Genomic DNA, 15,634 nt, shown 5'->3' with positions numbered 1-15,634 from the left:
GACTGACCCATGGAAAACGAACAGGCTGAGGGCAAGAAAAAATCCTCCCCTCTGGTCATGACCATCGCAGGCGTTGCGATCCTCACGCTGCTCGGCGCGGGCGGCGGCTGGCTGGTGGGCGGCATGATCGCGCCGAAGATCGCCGGAGCGGAGGCGCATGCCCCGGCTGCGGCCGGCGGACACGGCGAGAAAAAGGAAGAGGGTATCGAGAAAATCTCGGCCGAGGCGAACGGCATCGTCCAGCTCGATCCCATCACCACCAACCTCGCTTACCCCTCGACGAACTGGGTGCGGCTGGAAGTGGCGCTGATGTTCAAGGGGCCGGTCGAGGTGGGTCTGGCGGAAGATATCCACCAGGACATCATGGCCTATGTCCGCACCGTTTCCCTTCAGCAGCTCGAAGGGCCGCGCGGCTTTCAATATCTTAAGGATGACATTCAGGAACGAGTTGACCTGCGCTCTCAAGGGCGCGTATCCAAGGTCATGTTCCGGACCTTTGTCATCGAATGATTCGATTTCTTGTAACCATCGCCGTCCTCCTTGCCTTGCCGGGTCTTGCCAGTGCCCAGCAATTCCCGTCCGATCTGTTCAACACGCAGATAGACGGCTCCGTTGCGGCATGGATCATCCGCACCTTCGGCCTGCTGACGGTTCTGTCGGTCGCGCCGGGCATCCTGATCATGGTCACGAGCTTTCCGCGCTTCGTGATCGCCTTTTCGATCCTGCGCTCCGGCATGGGACTGGCCTCGACCCCGTCCAACATGATCCTGCTGTCGATGGCGATGTTCATGACCTTCTACGTCATGTCGCCCACCTTCGACAAAGCCTGGACCAACGGCGTGCAGCCGCTTCTGCAGAACCAGATCAACGAACAGCAGGCCGTGCAGCGCATCGCGGAACCCTTCCGCACCTTCATGAACGCCAATACGCGTGACAAGGATCTGAAGCTTTTCGTGGATATCGCCCGCGAGCGCGGCCAGGAAGTGATGACCGACAATGTCGTCGATTACCGCGTGCTCGTTCCGGCCTTCATGCTGTCGGAAATCCGGCGCGGTTTCGAGATCGGTTTTCTCATCATCCTGCCGTTTCTGGTCATCGATCTGATCGTCGCCACCATCACCATGGCGATGGGCATGATGATGCTGCCGCCCACCTCGATTTCGCTGCCGTTCAAGATCCTGTTCTTCGTGCTGATCGACGGCTGGAACCTGCTGGTCGGCAGTCTCGTCAGATCGTTCAACTGACGGCCTCTGTGCCTGATTGACACCCGTTAACCCTGTTTTTTAACCCCGCGTGCCCAGGTACGCGGGTTTTGCGCGTTTTTACGCTTTGGTTACCAGTTTTTCTGGCGACTTGGTAACTATCTTTTTAAATAAAAAAATTACCATTTAACTAAATCAAAAAGTAACCATAAGTATTTTCCAATATTTCTTGGCCACCAAATTAATAATTGGGCAATTTTTCGCTGCGAATTTCTTTCTACACGCAGCGGGTTTGGTTTCTGAAACTAAGCATTTCCGAACCGAGTGGCATGAAGCCGAAACGTTGCGACCGGTAATACCAAACCCGGTATGTCCCCACTCCAGTATCTCGTAAAAACAAGGGACACATTTATTATGGCAAGCATTCTCACCAACACCAACGCAATGGCCGCTCTCTCGACCCTGCGTTCCATCGCTTCCGATCTGTCGACCACGCAGGACCGCATTTCTTCCGGCCTGAAGGTTGGTTCGGCTTCGGACAACGCTGCTTACTGGTCGATCGCGACCACCATGCGTTCCGACAACAAGGCTCTCGGCGCAGTATCTGACGCACTGGGCATGGGCGCTGCCAAGGTTGACACCGCATCTGCCGGTATGGAAGCCGCTATCGATGTTGTTACCCAGATCAAGGCCAAGGTCGTTGCCGCAAAGGAAGAAGGCGTCGACAAGACCAAGATTCAGGAAGAAGTTACCCAGCTTCTCGATCAGCTGAAGTCGATCGGCACGGGCGCTTCGTTCAACGGTGAAAACTGGCTCGTTTCCACCGCCAACGCCACCAAGACGGTCGTATCCGGCTTCGTCCGTGACGACAACGGCAATGTCAGCGTCAAGACGACGGACTACGCGCTGGATGCATCGTCCATGCTCTACACCGAAGCGACGCCGGGCACGATCGATGCCAACTCCGGTATCCTGAACGCTACCGGTGCAACCACCACCGTCGGCGCCAAGACCTACACCCAGATTTCCGTTCTCGACCTCAACGTCGGCACCGATGACCTGGACAACGCTCTTTACTCCGTTGAAACGGCCCTGACGAAGATGACCAGCGCCGGCGCCAAGCTCGGCTCGCTGTCTGCACGTATCGACCTGCAGACCGACTTCGCCGACAAGCTGTCCGACTCCATCGAAAAGGGTGTTGGCCGCCTCGTCGACGCCGACATGAACGAAGAGTCCACCAAGCTGAAGGCTCTGCAGACGCAGCAGCAGCTGGCAATCCAGGCTCTGTCGATCGCCAACAGCGACTCGCAGAACATCCTGTCGCTCTTCCGCTAAGAGCTGAACTTCTCATAGCCCTTCGGGGCTGGGGGACCCATTTTCTTCCCACATGCATTCGGGGGCTGACCAAATGCATATCCGGGCAGAAAGCATAAAGGTTCGATAGGCTGAATCGAACCGAATGCACCAGACAGGCCGCATCCCGAATAAGGATGCGGCCTTATCTTTTTTTTAAATATTTCGGGATACGCGCGCGCACGCGCGAGAGTTGTAATTTTGAATTTTCATAATGCTGATTTTCTTTTCCCGCTTATCAATTCATTAACCAAACTGGCGTTACCTAAGCTCATCGAAACGGCGAGCTAACGTTAAAAATCAGCCAGTTAGCAGGCATGATGCTGTGCGCCGTTCCCGGTGAAACCGGAATGTCCCTTCTTTAATCAGCCATTCAAGGGGCACACTACTATGACGAGCATTATTACCAATGTCGCAGCAATGTCTGCGCTCCAGACTCTGCGCACCATCGGCCAGAACATGGAATCCACCCAGGCACGCGTTTCCTCCGGCCTCCGCGTTGGCGAAGCTGCTGACAATGCTGCTTACTGGTCGATCGCGACCACCATGCGCTCCGACAACATGGCGCTTTCCTCGGTTTCCGACGCTCTCGGCCTCGGCGCTGCCAAGGTAGACACCGCTTCTGCCGGTATGGAATCGGCAATCGAAGTCGTTAAGGAAATCAAGGCAAAGCTGGTCACGGCAACTGAAGAAGGCGTCGACCGCACCAAGGTTCAGGAAGAAATCGATCAGCTGCAGAACCAGCTCGTATCGATCGCACAGGGCGCATCCTTCTACGGCGAAAACTGGCTCGTAGGCACTTCGACCCTCGGCGCTACCACGCCCGGCACGGACCCGGACAAGTCGGTCGTTGCTGGCTTCGTTCGCTCCACCGGCGGTGCCGTTAACGTCACGACCACGAAGTACGCCCTCGACAACACCGCTACCGGCAACACTCTTTTCGGTTCGGTTGACGCCACGGGCGCCCCCGACACGAGCGGTATTCTCGGCACGACCGGAACGTTCACGACTGTCACCGCTCAGTCCGTCTACACACTGGACATCACCCAGTATGCAGCCGCAGACCGCGCCACCAACATGGCCGAAGCACTGACGCTGGTTGAAAACGCTCTCAAGGCAATGACGAGCGCCGCAGCCAAGCTCGGCTCGCTCTCCATGCGTATCGGCCTGCAGGAAGACTTCGCTTCCAAGCTGTCCGACTCCATCGACAAGGGCATCGGCCGCCTCGTGGACGCTGACATGAACGAAGAGTCCACCCGCCTCAAGGCCCTGCAGACCCAGCAGCAGCTCGGCGTTCAGGCTCTCTCGATCGCCAACAGCAACTCCGAAAGCATTCTGTCGCTCTTCCGTTAATCGAAGACCGAAAGCGAAAAAATCAACCGCGCCGAAAGGCGCGGTTTTTGTTTGTGCAATTGACTGCAAAATTCATTCATTTCTTGATTAAGACTTCATTAACCAAATCACCGCTAAATCAAGCCATCGAAACGACTCGTTAACCAAGACGAAAAAGAGGTTAACAGGCATCACGCCGCGTTGTCGTTTCCGGCGATCCCGGAATGTCCCTTCCCATTTAGCCAGCTCAGAGGGGCAATTATGACAAGTATTCTGACAAACACCGCCGCCATGTCGGCGCTTCAGACACTGCGTGCAATCAGCGGCCAGCTCGAAGACACACAATCCAGAGTTTCTTCCGGGCTGCGCGTTAAAACGGCTTCCGACAACGCCGCTTATTGGTCGATCGCGACCACCATGCGTTCGGACAACATGGCCCTTTCCGCGGTTCAGGATGCACTCGGACTCGGCGCGGCGAAGATCGATGTCGCTTATTCCGCAATGGAAAGCGCCGTCGAAGTCGTGAAAGAAATCAAATCGAAAATCGTTGCGGCAACCGAAGAGGGCGTCGACAAGACGAAGATCCAGGAAGAAATCGACCAGCTGAAAAAGCAGCTGGAATCGATTGCGCAGGGCGCATCTTTCAGCGGTGAAAACTGGTTGCTGGGTACCGGCGCAAAGACCGTCGTTTCCGGCTTTGTCCGTGACGGCAGCGGTTCCGTCAACGTTACGAAAACCGACTATACGCTTATCGATACGACGACCGCGACAGAAACACCCAATGTGATTTTTGGCCTGACCGGCACGCCGGCAACGCTCGACACCACAAAAGGCATCATCGGAGAGGCCGGCGTAGCCTCGGGCATTTCAGTATGGGACATCGATCTCAAACTTTTCGATAGTGCAACGCCCCCGACCTACACGATCGGCAATCTTCTCACCGATGTCGAAACCGCGTTTCAGTCTCTGAGCAGCGCCTCCTCCGCCCTCGGCTCCATCAAGATGCGCATCGGTCTGCAGGAAGATTTCATCTCCAAGCTTACCGACTCCATCGACAGCGGCATCGGCCGCCTGGTGGATGCGGACATGAACGAAGAATCAACACGCCTCAAGGCATTGCAGACACAGCAGCAGCTGGGCATCCAGTCGCTTTCCATCGCCAATACCAGTTCCGAAAATATCCTGTCGCTATTCCGTCAGTAAGCGGCGCCCGATGGCTACGGGCGGTTTCGTCCCGCTCTGGCAGCAACAGAATATTCGGATATGGAAACCGCGCTTCGCAAGAGGCGCGGTTTTCCACTTGCCGCTAACTGCGCGGCGCGCGCATGCATCAACCGCCGCAGGCGATCGGTTCAACAACCGCGTAAACATTTGAAATTTCGGAGAGAAATGGTGCTGCTAGAGAGATTTGAACTCTCGGCCTCTCCCTTACCAAGGGAGTGCTCTACCCCTGAGCTATAGCAGCATCCGGTGCCGAAGCGTTTGCTTCAGCATCAAGCGTGGCGGCCTATTGCCATAGGTTTTTGACGAGCGCAAGTCGCAAAACGATATTCTTCATCAAGCGGGGCAAAAAAGCGTGCCCCCTGTTGAAAAATACATTTTTCAGATATTGCTGAATCTATGAACGAACATCATGACAAACAGGCAAAGGCAGCGGTTTTCGCCGGCGCTTCCGCGGAAGCATCCGCCCCGGTGGCCGATGGCAAGCCGCAGGCGGGGCCTGGAGAAAAGGCGCGGCAGCGCGAGGCGGAACGCAAGGCGCGGGCGGCCAAGAAGCTTCGTGAAAATCTTTTAAAGCGCAAACAGCAGGTTCGCGCGCGCCGTGCCGGCGAAGAGGACGAGACGATTGGCCTGCCTGCCGCAAAAACGGACGAATCATCCTCATAGAGAATTCACCAAGCATAAATTGAAACGCCGCGGAAATTCGTCTAAGGACGCGCCTTTCCGCAAGGCACGATAAAGAAAGGCGGGCACAGGCCCGTAGGGACGCATGGATCGCATCAGAATTACGGGTGGCAACAAGCTAAACGGCATCATTCCCATTTCCGGCGCCAAAAACGCCGCCTTGCCGTTGATGATCGCATCGCTTCTGACCAGCGACACGCTGACGCTCGAAAACGTGCCGCATCTGGCGGACGTGGAGCAGCTCATCCGCATTCTCGGCAATCATGGCGTCGATATTTCCGTCAACGGCCGCCGCGAAAGCCAGGGCGAAGCCTATTCCCGCACCGTGCACTTCACCTGCCGCACCATTGTCGATACCACCGCACCTTACGAGCTGGTGTCCAAGATGCGCGCAAGCTTCTGGGTCATCGGCCCGCTTCTGGCGCGTGAGGGCCGCGCCCGCGTTTCCCTGCCCGGCGGCTGCGCCATCGGCACGCGCCCGGTCGACCTGTTCATCGAGGGCCTCGAGGCGCTCGGCGCAACGATGGAGATCGATGGCGGCTACATCAACGCCACGGCGCCCAAGGGCGGCCTGATCGGCGCGGTTTACACCTTCCCGAAAGTTTCCGTCGGCGCGACGCATGTGATGCTGATGGCAGCAAGCCTTGCCCGCGGCACCACCGTCATCCACAACGCCGCCCGCGAGCCGGAAGTGGTGGATCTGGCGCAATGCCTGATCGCCATGGGCGCGAAGATCGAAGGCGCCGGCACCTCCACCATCACCATCGAGGGTGTTTCCTCACTCTCCGGCGCGCGTCACCGGGTTCTGCCGGATCGTATCGAGACCGGCACCTATGCCATGGCGGTGGCAATGACCGGCGGTGACGTCGTGCTGGAAGGCACGCGCGCAGCGCTGCTCGATAACGCGCTCGACACGCTCAGGCTTGCAGGCGCCACAATAAGTGAGACGGAAACCGGCCTTCGCGTCGTGCGCAACGGCAACGGCATCCAGCCGGTCGATATCGTGACGGAGCCCTTCCCCGGCTTCCCAACCGACCTGCAGGCGCAGTTCATGGCGCTGATGACCCGTTCGCAGGGCGTCTCGCATATCACCGAAACCATCTTTGAAAACCGCTTCATGCATGTGCAGGAACTCGCCCGTCTCGGTGCGAAGATTTCGCTTTCCGGCCAGATGGCACGCATCGAGGGCGTCTCCCGCCTGAAGGGTGCGCCTGTCATGGCGACCGACCTGCGCGCTTCCGTATCGCTGGTCATTGCCGGCCTCGTGGCGGAGGGCGAGACCATGGTTTCGCGCGTGTACCACCTCGATCGCGGCTTCGAACGCCTCGAGGAAAAGCTCACCCGCTGCGGTGCGCTGGTCGAACGCGTCAGCGATTGATCCTGTCTTCGCCGCTCATCCGTTTTCTACCCGTTGCAGAGTGGGCCCGGACTGCCTATTTCCAATGTAAGTCATGGAAATAGCGGTCCGCACCGCAGAAGAAGGAAGAAAAAGATGAGCGGCCTGAAATTGCTCGCGCTGGATACTGAAGATCTCTCCGTCATCTCGACGCATATGCAGGACAGTGTCTTCAAGCTGAAGGATGTTGCCTTCGAGCCGAAGCACGGCCAGTTCACGCTTTCCGCCAACCGTTTCGTCTGGGAAAGCACTGACAAAAAGAACCTGCCACCGGAACGCTGCCGCAGCGTCGTTTTTCTGAAACGCGTCTCGGCCGTCCGCTCGCACGGCATCAACCGCGCCGACAGGGAACAGGTGCTGTCGCTTCTTGCCATCCGCTTCGTGCAGAACGGCGAAGGACCTGATGGAGCCGTGGAATTGACGCTTTCGGGCGGCGGCGCCATCGCGCTCGATGTCGAATGCATCGAGGCGCAATTGACCGATGTGAGCGGCGCCTGGGAAACCGCTGCCAAACCGCACCATCCCGATAGCGAATAAGCACACCGCGCCATTGCAACGGTTGCCTTTCGTCACCGTTTCGATTTATGCCACATACCAGAGCCGCAATTTTTCTGCGGTAAGTTCGTGCACCTCGCGGGATCGCCCGCGGGGACAATGAAAGGGTAATGGCGTGGCAATCTGGCTGGAGCAGGCGTCGGCGGATTTCGAACGGAAATTCGCGGCCTTCCTGACAACCAAGAGAGAAGTTTCCGAAGACGTCAACGCAACCGTTCGCGACATCATCAACGATGTCCGCTATCGCGGCGATGCGGCCCTTGCCCATTATTCCCAGAAATTCGACGGTATCGATTTCGCCAAGGTCTCGATGCGTGTCACGGCGGACGAGATCGATGCGGCCTTTGCCGCCGTCGACAAGAGCGTCATCGAGGCGCTTGAACTTGCTGCCCGGCGTATCGAAAAACACCATGCGCGGCAGATGCCGAAGGATGATATTTACGAGGACGATATCGGCGTGGGCCTCGGCTCGCGCTGGACCGCCATCGAAGCCGTGGGCCTTTATGTGCCCGGCGGCACGGCGAGCTATCCAAGCTCGGTGCTGATGAACGCCGTGCCTGCCAGGGTCGCCGGTGTGGAGCGTATCGTCATGGTCGTTCCGGCCAATGGCGGCGCGGTCAATCCGGCGGTGCTGGCTGCGGCGCGTATTGCGGGCGTCGAGGAAATCTATCGCATCGGCGGCGCACAGGCCGTCGCCGCACTTGCCTATGGCACGGAAACCATCGCGCCGGTCGCCAAGATCGTCGGCCCCGGCAATGCCTATGTGGCGGCCGCAAAGCGCCAGGTCTTCGGCACCGTCGGTATCGACATGATCGCCGGTCCCTCCGAAGTGCTGGTTATTGCCGACAGGGACAATGATCCCGACTGGCTTGCCGCCGATCTTCTGGCGCAGGCGGAGCATGATCGCGGCGCGCAATCCATCCTGATCACCGACAATGCCGAACTCGGCAAGGCCGTTGAAGCCGCTGTCGAGCGGCAGTTGAAGCGCCTGTCGCGCTCCGAGACGGCGGCGGCGAGCTGGGCCGATTTCGGCGCGGTCATTCTGGTCGAAAAGCTCACCGACGCCATTCCGCTCGCCAACCGCATCGCCGCCGAGCATCTGGAACTTGCCGTCGATGACCCGGATGCCCTGATGGCGCATATCCGCAATGCGGGCGCGATCTTCGTCGGACGCCATACGCCGGAAGTGATCGGCGATTATGTCGGCGGCTCCAACCACGTGCTCCCGACGGCGCGGTCGGCGCGCTTCTCCTCTGGCCTCTCGGTGCTGGATTTCGTCAAGCGCACCTCGATCCTGCGGCTTGGACCGGAGCAGTTGCGACAGCTTGCGCCCGCGGCCATCACCCTTGCCCGGTCCGAGGGACTGGACGCGCATGCGCGTTCCGTCTCCATTCGCCTCAATCCGGAAAGTTAAGCGATGGCTTCAGGCGATTTCCGGCTTTGCGACGTGGTACTGGACGACAGCATCGGCCGGTCCACGCCCGACGTTGAGCATGAACGCGCCGTCGCCATTTTCGACCTGATCGAAGAAAACAGCTTCGAACCCTTCGGCCATGATGGCGGCCCCTATCGGCTGCATATATCGCTGGTCGATGCCAAGCTGGTTTTTTCAATCCGCACCGAAGACGAGAAGGATGTCGCGACCCATATTCTGTCGCTGACGCCGTTCCGCCGCATCATCAAGGATTATTTCCTGATCTGCGAAAGCTATTACGAAGCGATCCGCTCCTCTACGCCGAGCCAGATCGAGGCGATCGACATGGGCCGGCGTGGCATTCACAATGATGGCTCGCAGACGCTGATGGACCGGCTTTCGGGCAAGATCAGGATAGATTTCGACACGGCGCGCCGCCTCTTCACCCTTGTCTGCGTGCTTTATTGGCGGGGTTAGAGATGATCGATCCTGCCGCAGCGCCAAACGAGGGACGAGCGCCCAAATCGGTCCTCTTCATGTGCGGCATGAACTCCATCCGTTCCCCCATGGCGGAGGTCATCGCCAAACGGCTGGTGGCGCCCGGCATCTATATACAGTCCGCCGGCGTGCGGGCCGGCGAGCGCGATCCATTCGTGGATGCGGTGCTGGAAGAACAGGGGTTTTCGCTCGGCAAGCACAAACCGCGCACTCTGGACGAGATCGAGGATGATTTTTTCGATCTGATCATTACATTGACGCCGGAAGCCCATCACGCCGCACTGGAACTGACGCGCTCGAATTCGCTCGACGTGGTCTATTGGCCGACCATGGACCCGACGGTGATCACAGGCACGCGCGAGCAGATTCTCGACGCCTATCGCGAGGTGCGGGAGCATCTGGCAAAGCTGATCTCGGAACGACTGCCTAGGCGGCAGCAGCCGGTGGCGGATACGCTTTCAAAAGACTGAAAACTGCCTCGGCCTGTTAAAATCAATCGCGATTTTCAAGCCGATGCTTTAGAGGTTCACAAATGTGCCGGGATTGTGTAGTTTCCGCGCAATTTTCCCGGACTCGATATGTCCGGCACTATCAACAGGAAGAAAACCCTTACATGACAAAAGAAGAAGTCCTTGAATTCCCGGGCATCGTAACCGAATTGCTGCCGAACGCAACATTCCGCGTGAAGCTTGAGAACGACCACGAAATCATCGCCCACACGGCGGGCCGCATGCGCAAGAACCGTATCCGTGTTCTGGCCGGCGACAAGGTGCTGGTCGAAATGACGCCTTACGACCTCACCAAGGGCCGCATCACCTATCGCTTCAAGTAATCCACGTTCCGCAACGGACGCCCGGGCCGCGCAATGACCAATTCAAAACAAAAGCTCGTTCTGGCATCCGGCTCGCCGCGGCGTCTGGAGCTGCTGCATCAGATCGGTATCGAACCGGCACGTCTGATGCCGATGGATATCGACGAGACGCCGGCCAAGCTCGAGCATCCGCGCACGCTCTGCCGCCGTCTGTCACTGCAGAAGGCGGAAGCCGCGCAGGCGGCGCTGAAAAGTGAACAGACGTGGAAAGACGCCTATGTTCTGGGGTCCGATACGGTGGTCGCCGTTGGTCGCCGCATCGTCGGCAAGGCCGAATATACGGAAGAGGCCTCGGCGGCGCTGCATCTTCTCTCGGGACGCAGCCATTGGGTCTATACCGGCATCTGCCTTGTGACCCCCGGCGGCAAGATCCGCCAGAAGGTCGCGGAGACCAAGGTGCGCTTCAAGCGCCTCTCCACGCGAGAGATCGAGGCTTACATTGCGTCGGGCCAGTGGCGCGGCAAAGCGGGAGCCTATGGTATCCAGGGCATTGCCGGCGCCTTCGTGCAGAAACTGACCGGCTCCTATACCAATGTCGTCGGCCTGCCGCTTTATGAAACCATGTCGCTTCTTTCCGGAGAAGGATTTGAGGTGACTTCGGGCTGGCTCGAAGGATAGGCCATGGCAAAGTCCCCCACCGAAGGCGCTGGAAACGTCACCCCGCTTCGCAAATCCCAGCCATGCCCGGAATGCGGGCGGCCCTCGACGCGCGAGGACTATCCTTTCTGTTCGGATCGCTGTCGCTCGCTCGATCTTGCCCGCTGGCTGAAAGGCTCCTACGCCATTCCGGTTGCAGACGATGAAAGCAGCGCCGGCGGACAGGACGGCGGTAAAAATAACGCCGAATGAGACCGTGCACCGCCGGAAACTTCGGCGGTGAATTGCATAAGATTTTCAGAGCCACCGCTCACACCACATATTCACCGGGTTGCCGACAGCCCGAAAAACCATATCAGAACCGGCTGACGCCTTTTCCGCCAGCCCCTTAAGGTCTTGCGATGGACGCAGGCTTGCAAAAGAGAGTGAGCCATGGCGCGCTGCTGTTTGCGGTGCTGGCCGTTTGCCTTGCCATAGGCGCGACGGTGCTGCTGGCCAATGACAGGAAGCACCTCAAAAGCGTGCTGGCCTATCTCAATCTGGCGCCCGCCATGCAGTCCGCCACGCCACCGAAGATGAAGCCTGTTAAACGACAGAAACTCGCCGTCCAAAAAGTCTCTCTGCCGCCGCATCTGTTGAAGTTCGAGCAAATGGGCGACAGAGCATCTTTCGCCCGCGATTTCGTTGTTTCCGGCAAGGAGCTTTGCGACCGCTTTACCGCCGCTGGTTTCTCCAACCCGCGTGGCTGGGACGCGAGCCCGGTCAACATCCGCAGTTTCGAATGCATGGCCGATTTTGCGGCAGGAAACGCATCAGACCCGGCCGAGCGGGCATCGCTCTTTCTTGAAATCAGGGGGGAAGCCTCGGGAGAAATTCGCTCCATCCGGATGAAGGCGGTTGCACCCAAGACGCCGGACGGCGCGGCCGTTCTGACGAAGCTCGATGAAGCGCTCGCCATGATCATCGGACAGACACGTTGGGCCGATCTGGCGGATATGCTTGAGCCGGCACGCCGGATGCAGCCCTATCAGGCACAACATTTCGGTATTTCGGTTTCCATAAAACCGGAACCGACGGCGCCGCATCGCCTGAACGTGATTTTGCTCGCAAGCGAACAATCGCCGGGATTGAAGCTGACACGCAGCTTCTTTGACAGGGATCGCTGGCTTAGCCCAGCCGCTCCACAGGATCGGCCGGCGCTCTATCCCTCCGTCAAGAAAGACCGTGTCCGATGAAGCGAAGGCCGCTCAGCCTATTGCAGCCAGCTTGCGCCGCACCGGCGGAATCCTGTCGCTTTGCTGGCCCTGACGTTTGGCCTCCCACTGAAGCGCGGTGCGAACGATTGTCGCCAGATCGTTGAAGCGGGGACGCCAGCCCAGTTCCGACTGGATACGCGACGAATCCGCCACCATGGTCGCAATATCGCCCGGGCGGCGCGGACAATGGATGATCGGAAAATCGCGTTCCGATTCCCGCTGCACCGCCTGCAGGACATCCAGAACCGAATAACCGACGCCATAACCGCAATTGAGCGTGCGGGTGCCACCACCGGCGCGCAGATGCGCCATGGCGAGCATATGGGCGTCGATCAGGTCGCTGACATGAATATAGTCGCGGACACCGGTGCCATCGGCGGTCGGGTAATCTGTTCCGTAAACGTCCACTTGATCGCGGCGACCGGTTGCGGCTTCGCAGGCGACTTTGATGAGGTTCGCCACGCCCGTGGGGGAAGGCCCGGCGCGGCCCTGCGGGTCGGCTCCGGCGACGTTGAAATAACGCAGCGCCACATAGTTGAAATCATGCGCCTGCACGACATCGCGCAGCATGATTTCGGAAGCGAGTTTCGACAGGCCGTAGGGGTTTTCCGGGCTGAGGACCGCGGTTTCAGGAACCGGGCCATCAAAGGGCTGGTTTCCGTAGACGGCGGCTGTCGAGGAGAAGATGAAATTGCGGATGCCATGGGCGACCGCCGCAGCGACGAGGGCGCGGGTCGTGCCCGTATTGTTTTCGTAATATTCGAGCGGCTGGCTGATCGATTCAGGAACGCTGACAGAGCCTGCGAAGTGGAAGATGGTCTCGATCTGGTTCTCTTCGAAAATCTGGTCCAGCAGGGCGCGGTCCGCCGCATCGCCCAGATAAAAACGCGCCGCTGGCGCAACAGCCCAGCGCGACCCCGTCGAAAGCCGGTCGACAACAACGACCTCTTCCCCGGCATCGAGCAAAGCCCACACCATGTGGCTTCCTATATAACCGGCCCCACCCGTGACCAGAACAGCCATGACAATACTTCCCTGTTTGCTTTTCTTGAGCCTATCAAAGCCAATAATTCTTCATCATTGATTACTTGCACAGCGAATATACAACCGAGCGCCCGCCCCATTAAAAAGGTGGCTTACGATTGGTTAGCGCAATGAGTTTCTTTTTAGTGATTAGATGAAAATGTTCTCATAAATGGAACGAGGAGCGAATAGCACAGAAAAAGCCCCACGTCGATGGTTACGCCGTGGGGTTGCAGTTATAGGTCTTCGCTGTGATTTTGTTGCCGATTTCCCTACCGCAGCGCGATGCCCTGCCCTGCAGGGGACACCGTTGTCAGGAAGATCGAGGCTTACCTGCCGAGAATGTAGGATGCCAGCCGATCGGCCGCATCTTCTATCTGCCTGGGGTTGCGCAGGAAGCACGCGCGCAGGAACAATTCTCCGCCCGGGCCGAAAGCCGTACCGGGCGCAAGGCCGACGCCGGTCTTGTCGACGATATCGAGCGCCGTGGCGCGGCTGTCCGTGACGCCGTCGATCTTGAGGAAAGCGTAAAGGGCGCCATCCGGCTTCAAGGTTTCCACACGGTTCGTGGCTATCAGCGCGTCGCAAAGAATGTCGCGAGAGGTCAAGGCACGGTCGTAGTTCTCGCGGATGAAACCATCACCATGGTCGAGCGCGGCAACCGCACCGCGCTGCATGAATTGCGCCACGCCTGACGTGGAATATTGAATGAGGTTTTCGATCACCTGACCGATGGCGGGCGGCGCAACAAGCCAGCCGACGCGCCAACCGGTCATGGACCAGTTCTTCGAGAAGGAATTGGCAAAGACTATTTTGTCGTCCGGCTCCATCACGTCGAGGAAGGACGGCGCGCGGCTGCCGGCATAGTGGTAGAGTGCATAGATTTCGTCAGCGACGATCCACAGATCGTGTTTGCGGGCGAGCGCCAGAACGTCACGGAGATTGTCGCGTGTTGCCGTCCATCCCGTGGGGTTGGAGGGTGTGTTGATGAAAAGCGCCTTCGTCTTGCCGTTGATCGCGCTTTCCAGCCTGTCGATATCGAGATCCCAGCGGCCATCGCGGAAATCGATACCGACCGGAACCGCCTTCGCGCCGGCCACGCCGATGGCGGCAACGATATTGGGCCAGGTGGGTGAGAGATACACCATCTCGTCGCCCGGCGAGGTGAGCGCCTGCACGGCAAGCACAATCGCCTGCATACCGGAACCGGTAGCATAGAAATGCTCCGGCGGCAGCGACGCCGCGAAATGGCGCTCGTAATAACGGCTCAGCGCCTGCCGCAATTCCGGAATGCCGCGCTGCCAGGTATAGAAGGTTTCGCCATTGTTCAGCCCGTCGATGGCGGCCTGATTGATGAAGTCGGGGCTTGGCAGATCGCCTTCGCCAACCCAGAGCGGCAGCAGATTGTCCCGCCCCCGGGCATAATTGACGACTTCGACAATGCCGCTCTCGGGAGCCGCCAGAGAGCGCGCACTCAGACTATTCAAAATGGACATTAAAGACACTCCGTTGGGTGCCTTCTTATCGCATCGAACCAGCCATGTGCATGATATTCCGTGAGGCGATCATGGATTTTCTTTATGGGTCATCCCCGGCAGGAGATCGCCGGCCTCATGGGCCGGCACATCAGGCCGGGGACGATGGCGACAATCAACGCGTCTTCAGCAGATCGCGGATTTCGGTGAGGAGCTTGACGTCTTCCGGCGGCGGTGCTGCTTCCGGCTTTTCCTCGACCTTCTTGCGCTCAACGGAATCACGAAGCTTGTTGACGCCCTTGACCATCAGGAAAATGATCCAGGCCAGGATAAGGAAGTTGATGAGAACCGTCAGAAAGTTGCCGTAGGCGAAGACGGCGCCCTGCTCGCGGGCGGCGGCGAGCGAGGGGGCGTTGACGCTGGAGCTCAGCGGCAGGAAGTAGTTCGAAAAATCGAACCCGCCGAAGATCGCGCCGACAATCGGCATGATGAGATCGTTGACGACGGAGTCGACGATCTTGCTGAAAGCCGCACCGATAATAACACCCACGGCCAGATCCATGACATTGCCGCGGGCAATGAAGGTTTTAAATTCGTTAAGCATTCAGATTGTCCCTCTCTCCTGCTTCGCGAGCTGAAGCTATGTGACTGTCCCTACGGGTCGAACCATATAGGGTCCGGGCTTCATTTGGAATCCGCGGGATTGCATTTATTAGCTTTTTTGCACGCTCACCTTGAACTTTATGCTCAGACCGCG

The 15,634-nt window shown here is 58.6% G+C and carries 18 protein-coding genes and 1 tRNA gene; 15 read left to right on the top strand and 4 right to left on the bottom strand.

Going from position 1 to position 15,634, the window contains the following annotated elements:
- The first annotated feature begins 9 nt into the window (after nt 1-9).
- The 5 genes from ACQZ5K_RS02170 to ACQZ5K_RS02150 all read left to right on the top strand — a co-directional run bounded on the left by ACQZ5K_RS02170 (nt 10) and on the right by ACQZ5K_RS02150 (nt 5,090).
- On the top strand, nt 10-510 hold the full coding sequence (locus tag ACQZ5K_RS02170) for a flagellar basal body-associated FliL family protein (RefSeq protein WP_035259607.1): 501 nt from the start codon (nt 10-12) through the stop codon (nt 508-510).
- Nucleotides 507-1,244: a flagellar type III secretion system pore protein FliP gene (fliP, locus tag ACQZ5K_RS02165; RefSeq protein ID WP_448739519.1), complete on the top strand. Its 738-nt coding sequence runs from the start codon at nt 507-509 to the stop codon at nt 1,242-1,244. Before ACQZ5K_RS02170 ends, fliP begins: the two co-directional genes overlap by 4 nt.
- Before the next feature lie 372 nt (nt 1,245-1,616).
- Nucleotides 1,617-2,537 (top strand): flagellin N-terminal helical domain-containing protein, encoded by a 921-nt coding sequence (locus ACQZ5K_RS02160; protein ID WP_020810649.1) that lies wholly within the window; start codon nt 1,617-1,619, stop codon nt 2,535-2,537.
- Nucleotides 2,538-2,945: 408 nt separating this feature from the next.
- Nucleotides 2,946-3,908, top strand: coding sequence for a flagellin N-terminal helical domain-containing protein (locus ACQZ5K_RS02155; RefSeq protein WP_142778667.1), 963 nt, complete (start codon nt 2,946-2,948; stop codon nt 3,906-3,908).
- 240 nt (nt 3,909-4,148) lie between these two features.
- Nucleotides 4,149-5,090: a flagellin N-terminal helical domain-containing protein gene (locus ACQZ5K_RS02150; RefSeq protein WP_059760551.1), complete on the top strand. Its 942-nt coding sequence runs from the start codon at nt 4,149-4,151 to the stop codon at nt 5,088-5,090.
- Between the two features lie 187 nt (nt 5,091-5,277).
- Here the strand turns inward: ACQZ5K_RS02150 and ACQZ5K_RS02145 are convergent.
- Nucleotides 5,278-5,352: transfer RNA gene (locus ACQZ5K_RS02145), tRNA-Thr, on the bottom strand.
- Between the two features lie 155 nt (nt 5,353-5,507).
- Between ACQZ5K_RS02145 and ACQZ5K_RS02140 the strand changes: the two genes are divergently transcribed.
- The 10 genes from ACQZ5K_RS02140 (at nt 5,508) to ACQZ5K_RS02095 (ending at nt 12,358) form a co-directional block, all read left to right on the top strand.
- Nucleotides 5,508-5,774 carry a hypothetical protein gene (locus ACQZ5K_RS02140; protein WP_448739518.1) on the top strand — a complete coding sequence of 89 codons (267 nt, stop codon included), beginning with the start codon at nt 5,508-5,510 and terminating at the stop codon, nt 5,772-5,774.
- A gap of 103 nt (nt 5,775-5,877) precedes the next feature.
- Nucleotides 5,878-7,170 carry a UDP-N-acetylglucosamine 1-carboxyvinyltransferase gene (murA, locus tag ACQZ5K_RS02135; protein WP_127756374.1) on the top strand — a complete coding sequence of 431 codons (1,293 nt, stop codon included), beginning with the start codon at nt 5,878-5,880 and terminating at the stop codon, nt 7,168-7,170.
- Nucleotides 7,171-7,284: 114 nt separating this feature from the next.
- Complete coding sequence (locus ACQZ5K_RS02130) at nt 7,285-7,725, top strand: DUF2948 family protein (RefSeq protein WP_004432481.1); 441 nt, start codon at nt 7,285-7,287, stop codon at nt 7,723-7,725.
- A 133-nt stretch (nt 7,726-7,858) separates the two neighbouring features.
- Complete coding sequence (gene hisD, locus ACQZ5K_RS02125) at nt 7,859-9,157, top strand: histidinol dehydrogenase (RefSeq protein WP_448739517.1); 1,299 nt, start codon at nt 7,859-7,861, stop codon at nt 9,155-9,157.
- 3 nt (nt 9,158-9,160) lie between these two features.
- Complete coding sequence (locus tag ACQZ5K_RS02120; RefSeq protein WP_004432477.1) at nt 9,161-9,634, top strand: UPF0262 family protein; 474 nt, start codon at nt 9,161-9,163, stop codon at nt 9,632-9,634.
- Nucleotides 9,635-9,636: 2 nt separating this feature from the next.
- Nucleotides 9,637-10,125, top strand: coding sequence for an arsenate-mycothiol transferase ArsC (locus ACQZ5K_RS02115; protein ID WP_448739516.1), 489 nt, complete (start codon nt 9,637-9,639; stop codon nt 10,123-10,125).
- 143 nt (nt 10,126-10,268) lie between these two features.
- Complete coding sequence (infA, locus tag ACQZ5K_RS02110; RefSeq protein ID WP_003503453.1) at nt 10,269-10,487, top strand: translation initiation factor IF-1; 219 nt, start codon at nt 10,269-10,271, stop codon at nt 10,485-10,487.
- A 33-nt stretch (nt 10,488-10,520) separates the two neighbouring features.
- On the top strand, nt 10,521-11,144 hold the full coding sequence (locus ACQZ5K_RS02105) for a Maf-like protein (protein ID WP_425647871.1): 624 nt from the start codon (nt 10,521-10,523) through the stop codon (nt 11,142-11,144).
- Between the two features lie 3 nt (nt 11,145-11,147).
- Nucleotides 11,148-11,375 (top strand): DNA gyrase inhibitor YacG, encoded by a 228-nt coding sequence (yacG, locus tag ACQZ5K_RS02100; RefSeq protein WP_448737286.1) that lies wholly within the window; start codon nt 11,148-11,150, stop codon nt 11,373-11,375.
- A gap of 149 nt (nt 11,376-11,524) precedes the next feature.
- Entirely contained in the window at nt 11,525-12,358 is an 834-nt protein-coding gene (locus ACQZ5K_RS02095) for a DUF6030 family protein (RefSeq protein ID WP_448739515.1), read from the top strand.
- Between the two features lie 12 nt (nt 12,359-12,370).
- Here the strand turns inward: ACQZ5K_RS02095 and galE are convergent, their stop codons facing one another.
- The 3 genes from galE to mscL form a co-directional block, all read right to left on the bottom strand.
- Nucleotides 12,371-13,402 (bottom strand): UDP-glucose 4-epimerase GalE, encoded by a 1,032-nt coding sequence (galE, locus tag ACQZ5K_RS02090; RefSeq protein ID WP_448739514.1) that lies wholly within the window; start codon nt 13,400-13,402, stop codon nt 12,371-12,373.
- Nucleotides 13,403-13,731: 329 nt separating this feature from the next.
- The gene (locus ACQZ5K_RS02085) at nt 13,732-14,898 is read right to left on the bottom strand and encodes a pyridoxal phosphate-dependent aminotransferase (protein WP_448739513.1); all 1,167 of its coding nucleotides are present in this window, start codon (nt 14,896-14,898) and stop codon (nt 13,732-13,734) included.
- Between the two features lie 154 nt (nt 14,899-15,052).
- Nucleotides 15,053-15,481, bottom strand: coding sequence for a large conductance mechanosensitive channel protein MscL (gene mscL / locus ACQZ5K_RS02080; RefSeq protein WP_448739512.1), 429 nt, complete (start codon nt 15,479-15,481; stop codon nt 15,053-15,055).
- Between the last annotated feature and the right edge of the window lie 153 nt (nt 15,482-15,634).

Source organism: Agrobacterium sp. 22-226-1 (genome assembly GCF_053522345.1).
This window is presented reverse-complemented; position numbering and strand designations above follow the sequence as displayed.

Excerpts from the sequence above, each read along its gene's own strand:
- fliP (WP_448739519.1), top strand. The coding sequence starts at position 507 with ATGATTCGATTTCTTGTAACCATCGCCGTCCTCCTTGCCTTGCCGGGT.
- infA (WP_003503453.1), top strand. The coding sequence starts at position 10,269 with ATGACAAAAGAAGAAGTCCTTGAATTCCCGGGCATCGTAACCGAATTG.
- ACQZ5K_RS02140 (WP_448739518.1), top strand. The coding sequence starts at position 5,508 with ATGAACGAACATCATGACAAACAGGCAAAGGCAGCGGTTTTCGCCGGC.
- murA (WP_127756374.1), top strand. The coding sequence starts at position 5,878 with ATGGATCGCATCAGAATTACGGGTGGCAACAAGCTAAACGGCATCATT.
- ACQZ5K_RS02120 (WP_004432477.1), top strand. The coding sequence starts at position 9,161 with ATGGCTTCAGGCGATTTCCGGCTTTGCGACGTGGTACTGGACGACAGC.
- ACQZ5K_RS02155 (WP_142778667.1), top strand. The coding sequence starts at position 2,946 with ATGACGAGCATTATTACCAATGTCGCAGCAATGTCTGCGCTCCAGACT.
- ACQZ5K_RS02095 (WP_448739515.1), top strand. The coding sequence starts at position 11,525 with ATGGACGCAGGCTTGCAAAAGAGAGTGAGCCATGGCGCGCTGCTGTTT.
- mscL (WP_448739512.1), bottom strand. The coding sequence starts at position 15,481 with ATGCTTAACGAATTTAAAACCTTCATTGCCCGCGGCAATGTCATGGAT.
- ACQZ5K_RS02150 (WP_059760551.1), top strand. The coding sequence starts at position 4,149 with ATGACAAGTATTCTGACAAACACCGCCGCCATGTCGGCGCTTCAGACA.
- galE (WP_448739514.1), bottom strand. The coding sequence starts at position 13,402 with ATGGCTGTTCTGGTCACGGGTGGGGCCGGTTATATAGGAAGCCACATG.
- ACQZ5K_RS02115 (WP_448739516.1), top strand. The coding sequence starts at position 9,637 with ATGATCGATCCTGCCGCAGCGCCAAACGAGGGACGAGCGCCCAAATCG.
- ACQZ5K_RS02170 (WP_035259607.1), top strand. The coding sequence starts at position 10 with ATGGAAAACGAACAGGCTGAGGGCAAGAAAAAATCCTCCCCTCTGGTC.
- ACQZ5K_RS02085 (WP_448739513.1), bottom strand. The coding sequence starts at position 14,898 with ATGTCCATTTTGAATAGTCTGAGTGCGCGCTCTCTGGCGGCTCCCGAG.
- ACQZ5K_RS02105 (WP_425647871.1), top strand. The coding sequence starts at position 10,521 with ATGACCAATTCAAAACAAAAGCTCGTTCTGGCATCCGGCTCGCCGCGG.
- ACQZ5K_RS02130 (WP_004432481.1), top strand. The coding sequence starts at position 7,285 with ATGAGCGGCCTGAAATTGCTCGCGCTGGATACTGAAGATCTCTCCGTC.
- ACQZ5K_RS02160 (WP_020810649.1), top strand. The coding sequence starts at position 1,617 with ATGGCAAGCATTCTCACCAACACCAACGCAATGGCCGCTCTCTCGACC.
- yacG (WP_448737286.1), top strand. The coding sequence starts at position 11,148 with ATGGCAAAGTCCCCCACCGAAGGCGCTGGAAACGTCACCCCGCTTCGC.